The organism is Mycobacterium sp. IS-1496 (genome assembly GCF_001499995.1).
Lineage (GTDB): Bacteria > Actinomycetota > Actinomycetes > Mycobacteriales > Mycobacteriaceae > Mycobacterium.
Window position 1 is genome coordinate 1 of sequence record NZ_LQIU01000037.1, and the last position, 17,384, is coordinate 17,384.

The 17,384-nt window shown below is 69.8% G+C and carries 17 protein-coding genes, 1 tRNA gene and 1 pseudogene; 4 read left to right on the forward strand and 15 right to left on the reverse strand.

Going from position 1 to position 17,384, the window contains the following annotated elements; translation table 11 throughout:
- Positions 1–126: 126 nt before the first annotated feature.
- Positions 127–199: transfer RNA gene (locus tag AU195_RS18535), tRNA-Arg, on the reverse strand.
- A 32-nt stretch (positions 200–231) separates the two neighbouring features.
- Positions 232–1,056: an LLM class F420-dependent oxidoreductase gene (locus AU195_RS18540; RefSeq protein WP_059160527.1), complete on the reverse strand. Its 825-nt coding sequence runs from the start codon at positions 1,054–1,056 to the stop codon at positions 232–234.
- A gap of 180 nt (positions 1,057–1,236) precedes the next feature.
- Between AU195_RS18540 and AU195_RS18545 the strand changes: the two genes are divergently transcribed.
- Positions 1,237–2,337 (forward strand): glutamate--cysteine ligase 2, encoded by a 1,101-nt coding sequence (locus AU195_RS18545; RefSeq protein ID WP_059160528.1) that lies wholly within the window; start codon positions 1,237–1,239, stop codon positions 2,335–2,337.
- A 2-nt stretch (positions 2,338–2,339) separates the two neighbouring features.
- On the opposite strand, the gene AU195_RS18550 is transcribed toward AU195_RS18545, so the two are convergent.
- The 3 genes from AU195_RS18550 to AU195_RS18560 all read right to left on the reverse strand — a co-directional run bounded on the left by AU195_RS18550 (position 2,340) and on the right by AU195_RS18560 (position 4,493).
- Complete coding sequence (locus tag AU195_RS18550) at positions 2,340–3,071, reverse strand: anti-sigma factor (RefSeq protein WP_059160529.1); 732 nt, start codon at positions 3,069–3,071, stop codon at positions 2,340–2,342.
- Positions 3,068–3,649, reverse strand: a complete 582-nt coding sequence (locus tag AU195_RS18555; RefSeq protein WP_059160530.1) for a sigma-70 family RNA polymerase sigma factor — start codon at positions 3,647–3,649, stop codon at positions 3,068–3,070. Before AU195_RS18555 ends, AU195_RS18550 begins: the two co-directional genes overlap by 4 nt.
- 64 nt (positions 3,650–3,713) lie before the next feature.
- Positions 3,714–4,493, reverse strand: a complete 780-nt coding sequence (locus tag AU195_RS18560; RefSeq protein WP_059160531.1) for a DUF1365 domain-containing protein — start codon at positions 4,491–4,493, stop codon at positions 3,714–3,716.
- 40 nt (positions 4,494–4,533) lie between these two features.
- Between AU195_RS18560 and AU195_RS18565 the strand changes: the two genes are divergently transcribed.
- Positions 4,534–6,141: an amidohydrolase gene (locus AU195_RS18565; RefSeq protein ID WP_059160532.1), complete on the forward strand. Its 1,608-nt coding sequence runs from the start codon at positions 4,534–4,536 to the stop codon at positions 6,139–6,141.
- 11 nt (positions 6,142–6,152) lie between these two features.
- Complete coding sequence (locus tag AU195_RS18570) at positions 6,153–7,529, forward strand: APC family permease (RefSeq protein WP_059160533.1); 1,377 nt, start codon at positions 6,153–6,155, stop codon at positions 7,527–7,529.
- Here AU195_RS18570 and AU195_RS18575 read toward each other — a convergent pair.
- From AU195_RS18575 to AU195_RS18620, 10 genes and pseudogenes are all read right to left on the reverse strand, one after another.
- The gene (locus AU195_RS18575) at positions 7,456–8,592 is read right to left on the reverse strand and encodes a poly-gamma-glutamate hydrolase family protein (protein ID WP_286149334.1); all 1,137 of its coding nucleotides are present in this window, start codon (positions 8,590–8,592) and stop codon (positions 7,456–7,458) included. The genes AU195_RS18570 and AU195_RS18575 overlap by 74 nt on opposite strands.
- A complete protein-coding gene (locus tag AU195_RS18580) occupies positions 8,593–9,822 on the reverse strand; it encodes an Nramp family divalent metal transporter (RefSeq protein ID WP_059160534.1) in 1,230 nt (409 codons plus the stop codon).
- A gap of 147 nt (positions 9,823–9,969) precedes the next feature.
- A complete protein-coding gene (locus AU195_RS18585) occupies positions 9,970–10,206 on the reverse strand; it encodes a hypothetical protein (RefSeq protein WP_059160535.1) in 237 nt (78 codons plus the stop codon).
- Positions 10,207–10,245: 39 nt separating this feature from the next.
- A complete protein-coding gene (locus tag AU195_RS18590; protein WP_157531183.1) occupies positions 10,246–10,479 on the reverse strand; it encodes a hypothetical protein in 234 nt (77 codons plus the stop codon).
- Between the two features lie 5 nt (positions 10,480–10,484).
- A complete protein-coding gene (locus AU195_RS18595; RefSeq protein ID WP_059160536.1) occupies positions 10,485–10,760 on the reverse strand; it encodes a hypothetical protein in 276 nt (91 codons plus the stop codon).
- A gap of 33 nt (positions 10,761–10,793) precedes the next feature.
- On the reverse strand, positions 10,794–11,867 hold the full coding sequence (locus tag AU195_RS18600) for an NAD(P)H-dependent amine dehydrogenase family protein (RefSeq protein WP_059160537.1): 1,074 nt from the start codon (positions 11,865–11,867) through the stop codon (positions 10,794–10,796).
- A gap of 9 nt (positions 11,868–11,876) precedes the next feature.
- Complete coding sequence (locus AU195_RS18605) at positions 11,877–12,668, reverse strand: SDR family oxidoreductase (RefSeq protein ID WP_059160538.1); 792 nt, start codon at positions 12,666–12,668, stop codon at positions 11,877–11,879.
- A 330-nt stretch (positions 12,669–12,998) separates the two neighbouring features.
- Positions 12,999–13,818 (reverse strand): annotated as a pseudogene (gene ku, locus AU195_RS18610) (non-homologous end joining protein Ku); the annotation flags it as partial.
- Between the two features lie 22 nt (positions 13,819–13,840).
- Complete coding sequence (locus tag AU195_RS18615) at positions 13,841–14,812, reverse strand: carbohydrate kinase family protein (protein WP_059160540.1); 972 nt, start codon at positions 14,810–14,812, stop codon at positions 13,841–13,843.
- Positions 14,809–16,242 carry a mannitol dehydrogenase family protein gene (locus AU195_RS18620; protein WP_157531184.1) on the reverse strand — a complete coding sequence of 478 codons (1,434 nt, stop codon included), beginning with the start codon at positions 16,240–16,242 and terminating at the stop codon, positions 14,809–14,811. The genes AU195_RS18615 and AU195_RS18620 overlap by 4 nt, the downstream gene beginning before the upstream one ends.
- A gap of 121 nt (positions 16,243–16,363) precedes the next feature.
- On the opposite strand from AU195_RS18620, the gene AU195_RS18625 reads away from it, so the two are divergent.
- On the forward strand, positions 16,364–17,383 hold the full coding sequence (locus AU195_RS18625; RefSeq protein WP_059160541.1) for a sugar-binding transcriptional regulator: 1,020 nt from the start codon (positions 16,364–16,366) through the stop codon (positions 17,381–17,383).
- Position 17,384 lies beyond the last annotated feature (1 nt).

Sequence of the window (17,384 nt, forward strand, 5' to 3'; positions counted from 1 at the left end):
GCATCCGCGACCGCAACACCAAATGACCGCCCACAACACACTCCAATCAAGAAGGGTGTTGCATCCACCGCTTGAAATCGCCGCCGGCAAATGCGATCTGTGCGCAGTCTCAGCGCAGACGAGAAGTGCCCCCGGCAGGATTCGAACCTGCGACACCGGCTTTAGGAGAGCCGTGCTCTATCCCCTGAGCTACGGGGGCGGCCGTGGCAGTTTACCGCCCGTGGACGAGGGTCAGCGCAACTGCGCGATGACCTTCGCGAACGCCTCCTCGTGCGGCGCCTGCACGATGATGTAGGAGACGCCGTACCGATCCCGGTAGTCGCGCAGCCGGTCGGCCATGTCCTGCGGCGATCCGGCCAGCACGCCGGGGTGCCGCAGCAGCTGGTCGTCGGAGAGCCCGGGCAGGAAGCGGCGCGGGATCGTCAGGTCCGGCCGTCCCGACCCGTCGAGCGGCATCGCGGTGATCGCGATGTTGAGTTCCAGCGCGCCGAAGCGCTCGCCGGCCGCCGCACGGACGAAGGCGATCCGTTCGGCCAGCGGGTCGTCGTCGCCCTCGGCCGCGCGGTCCCCGCCCGTGAGCCCGATGATGTCGGCGTGGCGGGCGGCCACCGTCAACAGGCGGTCGCCGTTGCCCGCGATCAGCACCGTCACACCGGGCACGTGTTCGGCGAGGTAGGTGGTCGTGTGCTCGAGATGGTTGACGCGCTGGCGCGCCGTCGGGAACGGCAGTTCGGCGGCCTCGAACTCCCTGCGCACGTACCCGGCGCCCAGACCGAGTTCGAGCCGGTCGCCGGACAGGTCGCGCAGCGCGGCGACGTCACGCGCGAGCAGGGCCGGCCGGTAGAAACCCGCGTTGAGCACGAAAGTCCCGACGTGCAGCGTGGTCGTCGCGGCGGCCGCGGCGGTGAGCACCGGGAACGGTGCGGGGGCGCCGAGATGGTCCGGGACGTGCAGGACGTCGAAGCCGCGGTCCTCGGCCCGTCGCGCCGCGTCCTGCACCGCCGCCAGCGACGAGGCCGAGTGCAGTCCGATGCCGAAGCGAAAATCCCTGCTCATCACCGAATCCTATGCGCGCCGAACAAATTCGATGTTTGATCGGGAGAGCCGGTGGTTACTAATGATCCGCACGCTTCGCGCCGCTGCGGAGACAACCGAAAAGCCACACCCAGATCCGGCCCGTCGTGAGTACGCCCGACGGGCCGGATCAATGTTCTGAAGAAGGGTCCACGCGACACCATGGCCGCCCATCCCACCGTCGGGGTCGAAGAGGAGTTCCTGCTCGTCGACCCCGATTCCGGCGCCCCGGTCGCGCTCAACCGCGACGTCGCGCGGCGCGCGGGTGACCGCGGTGTCGACCTGCAACTCGAGTTGACGTCGTGCCAGGTGGAGACGGCGACCGGGGTGTCGAGCAGCATGGCCGACGTCCGTGCGCAGCTGACCCACCTGCGGGCCACCGCCGCGCGCGCCGCGGAAGAGAGCGGGGCCCGGCTGCTGGCCGTCGCCGTGCCGCCGACCGTGCCGCACGAGTTCCCCGTCACCGACAACCCGCGCTACCACCGCATCGCCGACCGGTTCGGGATGCTGGCGCGCGAACAGGGCATCTGCGGTGCGCACGTGCACGTCGCGGTCCCCACCCGGGAGGCGGCCATCCGGGTGAGCAACCGGATGCGGCCGTGGCTGCCGGTGCTGCTCGCCCTGAGCGCCAACTCCGCGATCTACCGCAGCGCCGACAGCAGCTATGCCAGCTGGCGGCGGATGCTGTGGGCGCGCTGGCCCAGCGCGGGCCCGCCGCCGCACTTCGACTCCGCCGACGAGTTCGACGCGATGGTGCGGATGCTGCTGCAGTCCGGCGCCATGCTCGACGAAGGCCAGGTCTACTGGGACGTGCGTCCGTCGGCCAACTTCCCGACGATCGAGGTGCGCGTCGCCGACGTCCCCGCCACCGTCGCCGACACGGTCCTGTTCGCCGCGATCGTGCGTGCCACGGTCATGACCCTCCTGGCCGACGAGCGGGACGGCGCCGGCGTGCCCCGCATCTCGGCGCACGCGCTCGACGCCGCCTACTGGCGGTCGGCCCGCGACGGGCTGGACGGCATGGCGATCGACCTCGCCGAATCGCATGCCCCGATGCCCGCGCGTGACCTGCTCGCCGGCCTCGTCGACCGCATCGCCCCGGCCCTGCGCGCCGTCGGCGACGACGACCTGGTCCGCGACGAACTGGCACGGCTCGACGACCAGGGCAACGGCGCGATGCGTCAGCGTGCGGCCTGGCGGCGTCGCGGCGAGATCGCCGACGTCATCGACGCGGCCGCCGACGCGACGCTGGCGGGCCTGTAGGCCTACGTCAGGGGCAGCGCGGCGAACGCCGGCGACGTCGGCCGCTGGGATCCGCCGGGCGGTTCGACGGTGAACGTCAGCGCCTGCGACGTCCCGATGTCGGACAGCACGGCGGTGGTCGACGGTGAGATCGCCTTGTCGTCCATCGTGCCCGCCGAGTGCGGCCCGTCGGATCCGACCAGCCACATCTGGTAGACGGTGCCCGGCTTCGGCGGCGCGACGTCGTTCATCACCAGCACGCCGGCGTCGCGCTCCTTGGAGAACACCACGGTCGCGGTTCCCCCGCCCGGGATCGGCCCGGACACGGTCTGCACGTCGGGTGCGGCGAACACCTGATCTGCCGTCGTCGGGGAGACCGCCGGCCGCAGCGCCAGACCCACGCCCAGCGCGCCCAGTCCGACCACGGCCACGGCCGCGGCCGCCAGCAGTGCCGTGCGCCAGCGCGGCTCCCGGGCCGGACGGCGACGGGCGCTGCCGAGGTCACGCACCGGATCGTCGGCGACCATCGCGAGGACGTTGCCACGCAGGTGGGCGGGCGGTTCCAGGGCCGTGCCCGCCGAGAGCGCCGCCATCGTCTCCTGCACCGAGCGCACCGCGTCGGTGAACGCGTCCGCCACCTCGGGCGGCGCGGCGGTCAGCCGCCGTTCGATCTCGACGCGCTCGTCATCGGACACCGCATGCAGTGCATACGGCGTCGCGAAGTCGAGGAGATCGGTGTTGTTCGGCTCGGTCATGAGATGCCCAGACAGTTCTTGAGACCGCGGATGCCGTCGCGCATCCGCGATTTGATTGTGGCCAGATTCGCCGACAGACGCTCGGAAACCTGCACGTACGTCAGGCCCTCGTAATACGCCAGCTGGATCGCTTCCCGCTGCAGATCCGACAGCGACGCCATGCAGTCGACGACGCGGCGCCGTTCGTCGAGCAGGATCACCGAGTCGGCGACGTGGTCCACCGGCGGGTCCACGCTCGCGGCGCCGTACCGGGACTCCCGCTGCGAGGCGGCCTCCTCGGAACGCACCCGGTCGACGGCGCGGCGGTGCGCCAAGGTCAGCAGCCACGCCATCGGCGACCCGGCCTTGGGGTCGTAGGTGCTTGCCGAGCGCCACACCTGCAGATAGATGTCCTGGGTGGTCTCTTCGCTGTAGCCCGGATCCCGCAGCACCCGGGTGACCATCCCGTACACCCGGGCCCTGGTCCGGTCGTAGAGGGCCGCGAACGCGTCGACGTCCCGCTGGGCCACCTGCCGTAACAGTACGTCGAGGTCAGTGGTCACGAACGGTAGCCTAACCGGCTCTGTCAGGGCGGTCATCGATATGGCCGTCCGCGGACCCGCAGACCCGAACAGATTGTCCCGGAGCCGGTTCCGTGCACCGTCACGCCTTTGCTCCTGAATGCGCCACGCTCGCGGCCCGGATCCTCGGCGCCTCCGCGGCCGCCGGGCGCGTGACGGGTACCCGGCGCGCCCGCAGGATCAGCCCCTGTACCCGCAGACTCAGCGCGGTCATCTGCGGGGCGATCGGTTTGGTCATCTGCAGCCGCAGCACCTGGGCGACCGTCGCCGGTCGGCGGGTGCCCCGCAGCGTGCCGACGATCGCCGGCTGGTTCTCGCGGTGCAGGGAGATCGTCACGTCGAGCTCGCCGTCGGGCCGCGGAGCCCGCACCAGGTAATACCCGTCCATCCCGCTGAACGGCGAGGCGCAGAACCGTTTGCGCACCATCGCCGGGTTCGGCCCGTCCGGCGGGATGACGTACGCGTGCCACTCGCCGCGGGTGTTGTGCACCTCGGCGATCACGTGGCGCAGGACGCCGTTGGCGTCATGACACCAGTAGAGGCTCAGCGGGTTGAAGGCATAGCCGAGCACCCGCGGCTGCAGCAGCGCCGTGACGCGCCCGCCGCCGAGGTCGATGCCCCGTTCGGCCAGGACGGTGTCGACGCGTGCCCGCAGCGTGTCGCCGGCGACCCCGTCGAAGTGGTCGCGGGCGTCGAAACGGGCGAAGGATCGCAGTCCGAGCGGCAACCGCGGCAACTCGTCGAGGTCGACGTACCAGCTGTAGCTGTTCAGCTCGAAATAGTGATGCACGGGTGCCCGGCGCAGGTGGGTGACGCGGGTCCGGTACACCGCGGGCGTCGTTTTCGGTTCCACACTCGTCATTCGGAGCCGATCCCCGGGTGGATGGTTATAGTTCCCAGCCGTGGCAGCGACCGTGTTCCGGAACGGGACAGTCTGGACCGGCACGTCGGAACCCGTCGCCGAGGCGCTGCTGGTGGTCGACGGCACCGTCGCCGCGGTGGGGGACGACGCCACCGCCCGGACCGCCGACGAGGAGGTGGACCTCGACGGCGGATTCCTGATGCCCTCGTTCGGCGACGGCCACGCCCACCCGCTGCTCGGCGGCCTCGAAGAGGTCGGCCCGCCGGTGCGCGGCTGCGGTTCGGTGGACGAGATCGTCGAGGCGGTGCGGGGCTACGCCGAGCGCCATCCCGAGGCGGAGTGGATCGTCGGCGCCTCCTATGACGGCAGCCTCGCCGAAGGCGGACTGTTCGACGCGCGCTGGCTCGATGCGGCGGTGCCGGACCGCCCGGTGGTGTTGCGGGCGTGGGACTACCACACGGTGTGGTGCAACTCGGTGGCGCTGCAGCGCGCAGGCATCACCGCCGACACGCCCGACCCGGCGCTGGGTGAGATCCCGCACCGCGAGGACGGGTCGGTGCTCGGCACGCTCCGCGAGTGGGGCGCGGTCGACCTCGTCACCGCGGTGATGCCCGAACGCGACGAGGACGTCCGGGTGGCCGCGCTGGGCACCGCCGCCGACTACTACCTCGCCCGCGGGGTCACCTGGGTGCAGGACGCCTGGGTCGAACCCGGCGACGTCGACACCTACCTCGCCGCCGCCCGCCGCGACGCCCTGCGGATGCGGTTCAACCTCGCGCTCTACGCCGATCCGCGCCACATCGACACCCAGCTGCCCCAGTTCGCCGAGGCGCGGCGCCGCGTCGACGAACTGCGCCACCCGCTGCTGACCGCACAGACCGTGAAGTTCTTCGCCGACGGCGTGGTGGAGAACGAGACCGGCGCCCTGATCGAGCCGTACTGCTCCGGACTGCACAACCACGGCATGCAGGTGTGGGAAGGCGAGTCGCTCGCCGAATCGGTGCGCCGCGTCGACGAACTCGGCTTCCAGATCCACATCCACGCCATCGGCGATGCGGCGGTCCGCCAGGCGCTCGATGCCATCGAGCACGCGATCACGGTCAACGGTCCGCGCGACCGCCGTCCCGTCATCGCCCACGCCCAACTCGTCGACGACGCCGACATCGACCGGTTCGCCCGCCTCGGCGTGATCGCCAACATGCAACCGCTGTGGGCCCAGCTGGACCCGCTGATGACGGTGCTGACCGTGCCGCGGCTCGGCCGTGACCGCGCCGACCGCCAGTACCGCATGCGCACCCTCGACGCCGCCGGCGTGCTGGCGTTCGGTTCGGACTGGCCGGTGTCCTCGGGCGCCCCGCTCGACGGGATCGCCGTGGCCGCGTCGCGGCGCACCGCCGACGGCGTCCCGGAGGGTGGCTGGACACCGGAGGAGATCGTGCCGGTCGAACGGGCCATGCGCGCCTACACCGCGGGCGTGGCGCGCCAGGCGTTCGCCGAACAGCGGTGGGGCCGCCTCATCCCGGGTGCCAGTGCCGACATGGTGTGGCTGCGCGCCGACCCGCGCGATACGCCCGCGCTGGAGATTCCCGCGATCGAGGTGCGCGGAACCTGTCTGGGGGGCAAGCTCGTAGGGCCGTCTGCCCGCTGAAGGGAGTCTTGATGTCGTCGACCACACCCCTGAACCCGTCGGTCGGGGAGGGTGAGGGGCACCTGCGCCGCGTCCTCGGTGTGCCGTCCCTGGTGCTGTTCGGTCTGGTGTACATGGTGCCGCTGACCGTATTCACCACCTACGGCATCGTCACCGTCGAATCCGGTGGCCGCGTGCCGCTTTCCTACGTGGTGACGCTGGCGGCGATGATCTTCACCGCACGGTCGTATGCCCGGATGGCCGCGGCGTACCCGGTCGCCGGGTCGGCATACGCCTACACGCAGAGGACGTTCGGCGCGCCCGTCGGCTTCCTCGCCGGCTGGTCGCTGCTGCTGGACTACCTGTTCCTGCCGATGCTCAACTACCTCGTGATCGGGCTGTACCTGAACGCCGCTGTACCGGCGATCCCGCAGTGGGCGATCGTGGTCGTGACCATCGTGATCATCACGGTGCTCAACATCGTCGGCATCGTGTCGGTGGCGCGGGCCAACCTCCTGATCATCGTGATCCAGGCGATCTTCATCGCGGTGTTCCTCGTGATGGCGGTGGTCAGCATCTCGGGTTCGGGCACCGTCGACCTCATGGCGCCGTTCCGCGGTGACGGCACGGCGGGCGGGCTGGGGCCCGTGCTGGCGGGTGCGGCGATCCTGTGCCTGTCGTTCCTCGGATTCGACGCGGTATCGACGCTGGCCGAGGAGGCGAAGGACGCTCGGCGTGACGTGCCCAAGGCCATCATGCTGGCCACGATCATCTGCGGCGTGTTGTTCGTCATCCTCTCGTACGCATCGCAGTTGGTGTTCCCGTCGAACGCGTTCACCGACGTCGACTCGGGTTCACTGGACGTCATGCAGGCCGCCGGTGGCGCGTTCCTCGGGGCGTTCTTCACCGCCGCATACGTCGCGGGCGCGTCGGGTTCGGCGCTCACCTCGCAGGCGTCGGTGGCACGCATCCTGTACGCGATGGGCCGCGACGGCGTGTTGCCCCGCAAGGTGTTCGGGCACGTCTCGGTGAAGTTCGGCACGCCGACATGGGCGATCCTGGCGATCTCGGTGGTCTCGCTGCTGGCGCTGGTGATCGACCTGGCGATCCTGGCCTCGGTGGTGAGCTTCGGTGCGCTGGTGGCGTTCTCGGCGGTCAACCTGACGGTGATCAAGCACTACTTCGTCGATGTCGGTGAGAAGAACGTCCTCAACAACCTGGTTCTGCCGTTGATCGGCTTCGCGCTGACGGTCTGGCTGTGGACCAGCCTGTCGGGTGAGTCGCTGACGATCGGGCTGATCTGGCTCGCCGCCGGGTTCCTGTGGCTGCTCGCCGTCACCCGCGGCTTCCGCCGCCCGACACCGGTCCTCGACCTGGAAGAGCTGCCGGCTCAGCAGGCCGCGACGTAGTCTGCCACGACCGGGCCGCCGCCACGAGGCCCTGCACGAGCGCGGACGTGGCGGGGGACAGGCCGTCGTCGCCGGGCAGCGGGCTGCGCGGACTGATACCGCGCACCCGCGAGGTCAGTTCGAGCTGGGCGCCGTCGCCCCGCACCCGGTTGACCGGGTTGTCGGCGTGCAGGCCCCGCAACTCCGGCGGGATGTCGTCCAGGTCGGTGACCATCCGGTAGCCGGGGATGTCGACGTGGTCGGCGAGGTGGGCGGCCAGCGTCCGGTTGCGTCCGCCCGCCAGCAGTTCGGTGCTGCGGCCGATGCGCCCGTATCCGTGCAGCGAGACGGCGACGTCGACGTGGTCGAGGAACTCCGCGAGCCGCGCCGACTCGCCGGCCAGGTAGCGCGCGGACGGCAGATGGTGTGGGTACTGCTCGGGGTGGCGCACCACGTACACCGATGCGCCCGCGGCCTCGGCGGCGCGTTCGGCGATGACGTCGGTCATCTGCTCGAGCCCGCCGCCGTGGATGGCCAGGAACCCGAACCGCGACCGCAGCACGCTGTGCTCGGTCACGGCGGGATCGCTGAGCAGTTCCGAAAGCGTCTGCGGCCCTTCGGTCTCCGCGTGGTGGGGGCGGTGCGGCCAGTGCATCGGATCCCAGCGTCCGAGGAACTCGATCCAGCGGTGCGGCAGCCCGTGGTGCAGTGCGCCGTCGATGATGCGTTCCAGGTAGCCCGGCCGTGGCGGGCCCGGTTCGACGCGGTGGTCGATGTACACCCACGCCGGCGCCGGACCGTCGTCGGTCTGCACGGTCAGCCGGTCGCGGCGGTAGCGCACCGGAACGCCCTCGGCGCTGTCGAGGGTCGCGAGGTCGTGGTCGGACACCTGCCAGAGCACCCCGTGCACCTGCGCGCCGTCGACCGGTTCCACGGTGGCCACGCCGCGTTCGTTGATCAGCCAGTCGTGGTCGGCGAGCGTCGCCGGGCGCGGGTCGACGGCGTCGGGGCAGCGCTGCGCCATCTGCTGCACGCACAGGTTGGACCCGTACGCGAAGTAGGCGTGTCGACCAGCGCGCAGCATTCAGCCTGTCACGGTCAGATAGATGAGCACCACGTTCAAGAGACTAATCAAACCCGCGACGATCCAGCCCAGCGCGGTGGTGACGCGGTGGTTGACGTCGGCGCCCATCACGGCCCGGTCCGCGGTCAGCCGGATGAGCGGGATGAGCGCGAACGGGATGCCGAAGGACAGCACGACCTGGGACAGCACCAGGGCGCGGGTGGGGTCGACGCCGAGCGCGAGGATCGCCAGCGCGGGGACCAGCGTGACGAGGCGGCGCACCAGCAGCGGATAGGTCCGGCGAAGCAGGCCGCCCATGATCATGGCGCCGGCGTAGGCGCCCACCGATGTCGACGCCAGGCCGGACGCCAGCAGGCCGATCGCGAAGCACAGCGCGACAGCCGGGCCGAGCGTCTGCTGCACCGCGGCGTGGGCGCCCTCGAGGGTGTCGGTGTCGTCCATGCCCTGCAGGTTGGTGGCGGCGACCAGCAGCATCGACATGTTCACCGCGCCGGCGATCAGCATCGCCAGGCTGACGTCGATGCGGGTGGCCTTGAGCAGCAGGCGCCGCCGAGGGCCCGGTTCGGGGTGGCCGTGGCGGTCACGGGCGAGGCCGGAGTGCAGGTAGACCGCGTGCGGCATCACCGTCGCACCGAGCATCGCCGTCGCGAGCAGCACGCTCTCGGCGCCGTCGAAGAGGGGGATCAGGCCGCCTGCGACGTCGGCGGCGGGCGGCGGTTCGACGAACACGCTCGTGAGGAAGCCGATCGCGATGATCAGCAGCAGGCCGCTGATCACCCGCTCGAAGTGCCGCTGGCCGCGGCGGTTCTGAATGGCCAGCAGGGCCAGTGACACCGCGCCCGTGATCAGACCGCCGACCAGCAGCGGCAGGTCGAACAACAGGTAGAGCGCGATGGCGCCGCCGACCACCTCGGCGAGATCCGTTGCCATGGCGACCAATTCGGCCTGCAGCCAGTAGGCGATGCGGGTCGGCGTCCGCGTGCGGCCGGCGACGGACTCGGGCAGCGAGCGGCCGGTGACCAGACCCAGCTTCGCCGACAGGTACTGCACCAGCCCGGCCATGACGTTGGCCAGCACGATCACCCAGACGAGCAGGAACCCGAACTGGGCTCCGGCGCTGACGTTGGCCGCGACGTTGCCCGGATCGACATAGGCGATCGCGGCGACGAACGCCGGCCCCAGCAGCAGCCACGTCGGCCTCGTCGTCCGACGGTCGGTGTCCGGCAGCACCCTTTTCCTTCCTGCGGAACAGCGAATAGAAAAGTTAGGTTAGCCGAAACCTCCCCGTCGGGTGCGCTCGGTCCGCCGAAACGAACAAATGGGCGCACTTGTTCGAGTGAAACCCGCCATTTCGTCGATCTCGGCGGGACCGCCGCCTCAGATGTCGAAGCCGATGACGAGCCCGCCGTAACCCCAGCCGCCGTACGGCCAGCCGTTGTTGGTCGCCGGCGGTGTGGTGACGATCTGGGTGCTGCCGCCCGTCTCGCACTGGGTCGTGCGCGGACCGGTGTTGACACACTCGGGCGCGGCCGCCGCGACGGGAGCCGTCAGGACGGCGGCGCCGACAAGTGCGAGGGTGGAAAGTGTTGCGGCCGTGGACAATCCGATGTTCATCGGTGACCTCCTGGTACGGCCGGGGTCTGTGGCGACGAACTACCAACCCATGACCAGCGCCGGTCCGTAGTAGTAGTCGTTCCACGGGTACAGGTAGTTGGTCTGTCCCGGCGAGGTGACGATCTGTGTGTTACCCGGGCTGCTGCACTGCGTGGTGGATCCGCCGAAGGCGGTCTGACCCGTGGTGACGCAGTTCGGCTGGGCTGCCGCGGTGGGCGCCATGAGGACCGCCGCGCCGACGGCGAACGGCGCGAGGACGAGCAGTATCTTCACAGCTTCTAACCCCAGTCGACGACGGTGGCGGGACCGTAGTACGAGTCGCCCCACGGGTAGAGGAAGGTGCTCTGGTTGTGAATGTCCTTGGGCTGCGTGGCGAATTGGGTCTCCCACGGCGGGCAGGTCTGCCCCTGGCCCAGGGCGTTGGGGGCCACGTTGAGGCACTTGCCGTCGTGCTCGCCGCTGGGCTGGGCGAGGGCGGCCGGTGCGGCCGCAACTGCCGCGGCGGCGCCCGCAGCTGCGACAAACGGGAGGAAGAGGCGCAGAGCGGAACGCATGAGACCGTCCTTGAGTCGGCGTGCAGCTTACGCTCAGGAGCCTACTAGGCCTTTGCCAGTAATGAGCGGTAGATCAAGAGTTGTCCGTATTCCGGGTTCGGCGGCGACGACGGCGGGGATGGCGTTGACGATCCGCGCGGCCGTCGCGACGAGACCGGCACGGTTGTGATCGCCGTGGGGACTGCTCTGGCACAGATCCATGGCGTAGGTCGGTTCGCCGGTGATCTCGACGCGGTAGGAGCCGCCGGGTTGTGCGGGCTGCGGCCAGTCCGGGCAGAGGTCCTCACGCAGCCGGGTCACGTGTTCGAGCACCACCGCGGCCTTGCCGTCGAGCATTCCGCGCACCTCGAAACGCAGTGCCGCCGCAGTGCCTTTCGCGATGGGGCCGGAGGCGATGTCGAAGTCCTCGGGTGCGGGCTCGCGCACGTAGGTCTCGGTCACCCCGTCGAGTTCGACGCCCAGCCCGGCGGCGAGTTGGCGGACCACCGAGCCCCAGGCCAGGCTCAGCACGCCGGGCTGCAGCAGCATCGGCAGCTCGTCGAGCGGCTTGCCGAACCCCATGACGTCGAACATCACCGTCGGGCTGTCGTAGGTGGCGTAGTCGATGATCTCCATGCAGCGGATCTGCTCGATGCGTTGACAGGTCCCGGCCAGCGCGAGGGGCAGCAGGTCGTTGGCGAAGCCGGGGTCGATGCCACCGACGAAGACGCTGGAGCCGCCGGTACGGGTGGCTTCCTCGATCGGGGCGATCAATTCCTCGGGCAGCACCTGCCACGGGTACTGCAGGAACACCGGCCCGCTGCCGACCATGTTGATGCCGGCGGCCAGGATGCGGCGGTAGTCCTCGAGCGCCTCGGGCAACCGGTTGTCGGCCATCGCGGTGTAGACGACACAGTCCGGCTTTGCGGCCAGCACCTCGTCGAGGTCGTCGGTGGCCGTGATGCCGGTCCGCTCGGAGAGGCCGGCGAGTTCCGCGGCGTCCTTACCGGCCTTGGCCGCCGACGACACCCAGACGCCGGTCAACTCGAACTGCGGGTTGATGATCAGGTGGGTGAGGGCGTGATTGCCGACGTTGCCGGTGCCGATCTGCGCGACGCGTATCGCCATCGAGGTCTCCTAGAGGTCGGGGAAGGGCATGTCGAGGTTGGGGAACGTCAGCCCGCCGTCGACCTCGAGGGTCTTGCCGGTCAGGTAGCTCGCGGCCGGGGAGGCCAGGTAGACCGCCGCGGCGGCGATGTCCTCGGGATCGCCGAGCCGGCGCATCGGCGTGGCCTTCTCCATGGGCTCACGCAGGTCGTCGTTGCTCGCCACGATGTCGAGCGCGGAGGTGAGGATCGAGCCGGGCGCGATCGCGTTGACGCGGATGCGCGGGCAGAGGTCTAGGGCGGCAAGCCGGGTGTAGTGCGCGAGCGCGGCCTTCGCGGTGCCGTAGGCCGCGAAGCCGCGCCCGGCGAGGCGGCCCATCGTCGAGGTGATGTTGATGATGCTGCCGCCGCCGGAGTGCTCCAGCATCAGCGGGACCGAGGCGGTGGTCAGCGCGTGGGCGGTGGCGACGTTGAAGGTGAACGCGTCGCGCATGTCCTTCGCCGAGGTGTCGGTGAGCGAGTTCGGCATGGTGCCACCGACGTTGTTGACGACGATGTCTAGTTTCCCGAAGGCCTCCACCGCGGCGGGGGCGAGTCGAGCCGTCGACTCGGGATGCGCCAGGTCGGCGACGACGACGTGCGCGCGGCGGCCGGTGCCCCGGATCTGCTCGGCCACCTCGTCGAGTTGCGACTCGGTACGGGCCGCGATCACCACGTCCGCACCGGCTTCCGCGAACGCCACCGCGATCGCTGCGCCCAGCCCGCGGCCCGCGCCGGTGACGGTTGCGACCCGGCCGTCGAGCCGGAATCTGTCCAGGATCACGTCTGCCTCACTTCCTTCGACGGGCGTCACCGTAGCAAGGCTCACGACGCTTCGAGTGAGGTTTCTGCAACACGTTCTAATTGGGCCCCGGAGCCGCCCAACGTGCGCGCAGTGCGAAAAACGACGCCGGATTTCGCAGTGAGTGCACGTTCGGCGGCGAAGGTCGCTACTTTTTCGCCGCTGCCTTCTTCGCTGCCTTCTTGGCCGGGGCCTTCTTCGCGGCGGTCTTCTTCGCGGGAGCCTTCTTGGCCGCCGCCTTCTTCGCCGGGGCCTTCTTGGCGGGCTTGTCGTCGTTGGAGTCGTCGGAGTCGTCGGAGTCGTCCGAGTCCGAGTTGGAGTCGGAACTCGATGAGCCGCCGGAGCGCCGCGCCTTCACGCTGGCCTCCAGCTTCGCCAGCAGATCCGACACGTCCTCGGTCTCGTCGAGCTCGGTCGGCTGCTCTTCGACGGCGAACGCCTCACCGCCTTCGAGTTTGGCCTCCACCAACTCCCGCAGCTGATCCTGGTAGTCGTCGTGGTAGCGATCGGGGTTAAAGTCGTCGGTCATCGACTCGACCACCTGACCGGCCATCTTCAACTCGGCCGGTTTGATCTCGACTTCCTTGTCCAGCACCGGAAAATCGGGATCGCGGATCTCGTCGGGCCACAGCAGCGTGTGGATCATCATCACGTCACGCTTGGAGAAGTCCTTGACGCGCAGGGCCGCCAACCGCGTCTTGTTGCGCAACGCGAAGTGCACGATCGCGACCCGGTCGGTCTCTGACAGCGTCTTGGCAAGCAGCACATACGATTTCGACGACTTGCCGTCGGGTTCGAGGAAGTAACTGCGGTCGTACATGAGCGGGTCGAGATCGCCGGCCGGGACGAACTCCAGCACCTCGATCTCGCGGCTGCGTTCCTCCGGCAGCGTGGCGATGTCCTCGTCGGTGATGACGACCATCTGACCGTCGTCGGATTCGAAGGCCTTGGCGATGTCGCGGTACTCGACCACTTCACCGCAGACCTCGCAGGTCCGCTTGTAGCGGATCCGGCCGTTGTCCTTCGCGTGGACCTGGTGGAACTTGATGTCATGGTCCTCGGTCGCGCTGTAGACCTTGACCGGCACGTTCACCAGGCCGAAGGCGATCGAACCCTTCCAGATGGATCGCATACGCCCAGTATGGCCCACATCCTCAGCGGCGACGGTCGATCAGGGTCGCGGGTTCGCGCGCCGCGGCGTCGCGGGTGGCCCGATCCGGCAGGTCCGCACCCGCCTTGGTGACCGTCAGCGCCGAGGACAACGCGGCGGTCCGCAGCACGTCGTGCAGGGCGTCGAGGCGAATCGCGCGCAGTTGCGGGCGTTTCTCGGCGCCCAGCAGACCGTGCGTCCACAGCGCGTCGATGAGCCCTGCCATGAAGGCGTCTCCGGCTCCGACCGTGTCCACCACCTCCACCGGCAGCGCGGTTACCCGCACCGCACCGGCGGCGCACACCGCGAAGGCGCCCTGATCGCCCTCGGTGACCGCGACGATCGACGGGCCGAGCTGCAGCCACGAGCGGGCGGTCTGCTTCGGTGACCGGTTCGGGTCGAGCCACCGCAGATCCTCGTCGCTGGCCTTGATGACGTCGGCGCGTTCGACCAGGCGGTCGATCCGGCTGCGGGCCGCGTCGGCGTCGTCGATCAGCGCCGGGCGGATGTTGGGGTCGAAGGTCAACGTCGCCGACAGGTGGTAGGCGTCGAGCAGCGCCGCCGTCGCGCGGCATCCGGGCTCGAGCACTGTGGCGATGGACCCCGTGTGGGCCACCAGTGGGGGCGCGGCCTCCGGGGTCCCTGTGAGCTCCCACTCGATGTCGAATTCGTACCGGGCCGAACCCTTGTCGTCGAGCATGGCCCGCGCCGTCGGCGTCCGGGTGGCGTTGGTGCTGCCGGCCACGAGGTGCACCCCCGCCGCCTCGAGATGCTCGACGATCCGCCTGCCGCGCGCGTCGTCGGCGATGTGGGTGAGGAAGTCGACGCCGCGACCGAGCCGGGCCAGGCCGACGGCGACGTTGAGGGGGCTGCCCCCGACGTGTTCGGTCGGAGCGGCGCGCTCGGCGGTGGGTTCGTCGTCGCGTTCCACGATGTCGATCAGCGCTTCGCCGATCACCAGCGCATGGGGCGTCATGAGGCACCCATCAGCGCTTCGAGAGTGGCGCGGGCGCCCTTGCGGTGCAGCGACTGCAACGCCGCGACGTACTCGTCGACGAAGCGCTTGTCGTCGACGAGATCGCCGAAGACGGGACGGTTCTCGATGAACGCCGTCGGGTTGTCGCGTTGGGCGCGCGCCAGGGGGACGAGTTCGTCGGCGAGCTGGTCCTGCACGTCGATCGGCTCGCCCTGCTCGTCGACGCCCTCGGCGTAACGGGCCCAGCTCGCGACCACCGCGGCCGACAACCGGATCGGCGCGCCGGTCCGCAGGTTCTCCCGGACCACCGGCAACAGCCACTTCGGGATGCGGTCCGAGGAGCCGTAACACAGGCGGGTGATGGTGTCGCGCACACCGGGATTGGCGAAACGCTCGATGAGCGTGCGCTTGTAGTCGGGCAGGTCGATACCGGGGACCGGCTGCAGCGTCGGCGTCGCCTCCGAATCCATGTACCGGCGCAGGAGTTCGGCGAACAACGGGTCGCCCGCGGCGTCGTGGACGAGCCGGTAGCCGGCCAGATAGCCGAAGTAGCACAGTGCCTGGTGGCTGGCGTTGAGCAGCCGCAGCTTCATCAGTTCGTAGGGGGTGACGTCGTCGACCAGGAGCACACCGACGTCCTCGAACGGCGGCCGTCCGTCGGCGAAGGTGTCCTCGAGCACCCACGAGGTGAAGGGTTCGGCGACCACCGGCCACGCGTCGTCGACACCGAATTCCTCTCGGACGGTGGCGATCACGTCCGGTGTGGTCACCGGTGTGATCCGGTCGACCATCGAGTTCGGGAAGCGGGTGCCTACGCCGATCCATTCGGACAGTCCCGGGTGGGTGCGGTCGGCGTAGGACATGAACGCCGCGCGGGCGACGTCGCCGTTGCCCTCGATGTTGTCGCACGACACGATCGTCGGCGAGCCGATACCGCGGTCGCGCCGGCGGGCGAGCGCATCGGTCACCAGACCGAAGACGTTGACGGAATCGGCATCCACTTTGTCGACCTCGTAGCCGCCCTCGGTGATGGTCAGTGAGATGATGCGGGTGCTGGGCGCGGCCAGCAGTTCGACGACGGCCTCCGGATCGTCCGGTGCGAAGCGGTAGTCCACGATCGACCCGATGACCCGGGCGTCGCGGGTGCCGTCGGGGTTCTCCAGCAGCAGCGTGTAGAGCCCGTCCTGGGTGCCCAGCGCCTCGGCCATCTTGCGGTCACCGGGCAGCACCCCGACACCGCAGATCCCCCATTCGGAGGCGAGTCCCTTCTCGAGGAGCGCGTCGACGTACATGGCCTGGTGTGCGCGGTGGAATCCGCCGACGCCGAAGTGCACGATGCCGACGGTGACCTCGTCACGCGCGTATGTCGGCTTCGCGATGGGGATGTCGGGCAGGGTCGACCTGTCGAGCTTCACGACACCGTCACCCATCGTTCCGAACGTACCGGCCGGGAAAGTGTTGTCTGGGTCACATTCACCATGTTAGCGTGATGAGCATCTACTCGCACGCGTGAGCATCTGCTCACGCTGGACACGGAGAGGTAGGCACCGCGTGGCGCTCTCGACGTCGGCTCCCGCTGCGAACGGGCGAGCGCCCCAGCGCTCCCCGGAAGACCTGCGGTTGGCGTTGCGCGCGGCCACGCTGTACTACCTCGACGGCCTGACCCAGGCTGAGATCGCCGCCCGCCTGGGCGTCTCCCGTCCCACCGCCGGCCGACTCGTCGCCCGCGCCAAGGCCCGCGGCCTCGTGCGCATCGACATCGTGGTGCCCGAGGACCTGCAGGAGGACCTGCACGCCGACGAGGAACGTGAACTCGAGACGCGGTTCGGCCTCACCGAGGTGGTGATCGCCGGTCACGGAGTCGACGTCGGCGCGCCCGGACGGCCCGCCGCGTTCGCCAGCGTCGGGCGTGCGGCCGCCGCGCTCCTGATGCGCCGGCTGGAAGCCGACGACGTGCTGGGCTTCACCTGGGGGCCGGAGCAGGTGGCGGTGGCGACCGCGCTGACGCCGGGCGTGGCGAGCTGCCGCGCAGTGGTCCAACTCGACGGCGCCATGTCCAGCGCCACCTACCAGACCGGAGTCGAACTCATCCTCGGCCGGTGCGCGGACATGCTGCGCGCCGACACCATCCGCCTCCCCGCCCCGCTGTATGCCGATCCGTCCACCGTCGCCTCCATGCGCAGCGATTCGGTGATCTCCCGCACGCTGGAGGCCGGCAGGCGCGCCGACGTGATGATGTTCGGGGTCGGCGCGGTCTCGACGTCCACCACCCTCTTCGAGGGCAGCTACCTCGACACCCGGATGCTCGACGAGCAGATCGCCGCGGGTGCCGTCGGCGAGATCGGCGGCCGGTTCTTCGACGAGCACGGCGTGCCCGTCGACACCGAACTGCAGCAGCGCGCGGTGTCCGTCCCTCTCGAAGACGTCCGGGCCTGCGAGAAGACGATCCTGATCGCCAGCGGTGCCGAGAAACACCGGGCCACCCTCGCCGCGCTCCGCGGTTGCCTGGCCCGGCTGTTGGTCTGCGACATCGACTGTGCACGTTGGCTTCTCGACCACGGAAAGGGGTGAC

Excerpts from the sequence above, each read along its gene's own strand:
- AU195_RS18540 (WP_059160527.1), bottom strand. The coding sequence starts at position 1,056 with ATGAGCAGGGATTTTCGCTTCGGCATCGGACTGCACTCGGCCTCGTCG.
- AU195_RS18545 (WP_059160528.1), top strand. The coding sequence starts at position 1,237 with ATGGCCGCCCATCCCACCGTCGGGGTCGAAGAGGAGTTCCTGCTCGTC.
- AU195_RS18550 (WP_059160529.1), bottom strand. The coding sequence starts at position 3,071 with ATGACCGAGCCGAACAACACCGATCTCCTCGACTTCGCGACGCCGTAT.
- AU195_RS18555 (WP_059160530.1), bottom strand. The coding sequence starts at position 3,649 with ATGACCGCCCTGACAGAGCCGGTTAGGCTACCGTTCGTGACCACTGAC.
- AU195_RS18560 (WP_059160531.1), bottom strand. The coding sequence starts at position 4,493 with ATGACGAGTGTGGAACCGAAAACGACGCCCGCGGTGTACCGGACCCGC.
- AU195_RS18570 (WP_059160533.1), top strand. The coding sequence starts at position 6,153 with ATGTCGTCGACCACACCCCTGAACCCGTCGGTCGGGGAGGGTGAGGGG.
- AU195_RS18575 (WP_286149334.1), bottom strand. The coding sequence starts at position 8,592 with ATGCTGCGCGCTGGTCGACACGCCTACTTCGCGTACGGGTCCAACCTG.
- AU195_RS18585 (WP_059160535.1), bottom strand. The coding sequence starts at position 10,206 with ATGAACATCGGATTGTCCACGGCCGCAACACTTTCCACCCTCGCACTT.
- AU195_RS18595 (WP_059160536.1), bottom strand. The coding sequence starts at position 10,760 with ATGCGTTCCGCTCTGCGCCTCTTCCTCCCGTTTGTCGCAGCTGCGGGC.
- AU195_RS18600 (WP_059160537.1), bottom strand. The coding sequence starts at position 11,867 with ATGGCGATACGCGTCGCGCAGATCGGCACCGGCAACGTCGGCAATCAC.
- AU195_RS18615 (WP_059160540.1), bottom strand. The coding sequence starts at position 14,812 with ATGACGCCCCATGCGCTGGTGATCGGCGAAGCGCTGATCGACATCGTG.
- AU195_RS18620 (WP_157531184.1), bottom strand. The coding sequence starts at position 16,242 with ATGGGTGACGGTGTCGTGAAGCTCGACAGGTCGACCCTGCCCGACATC.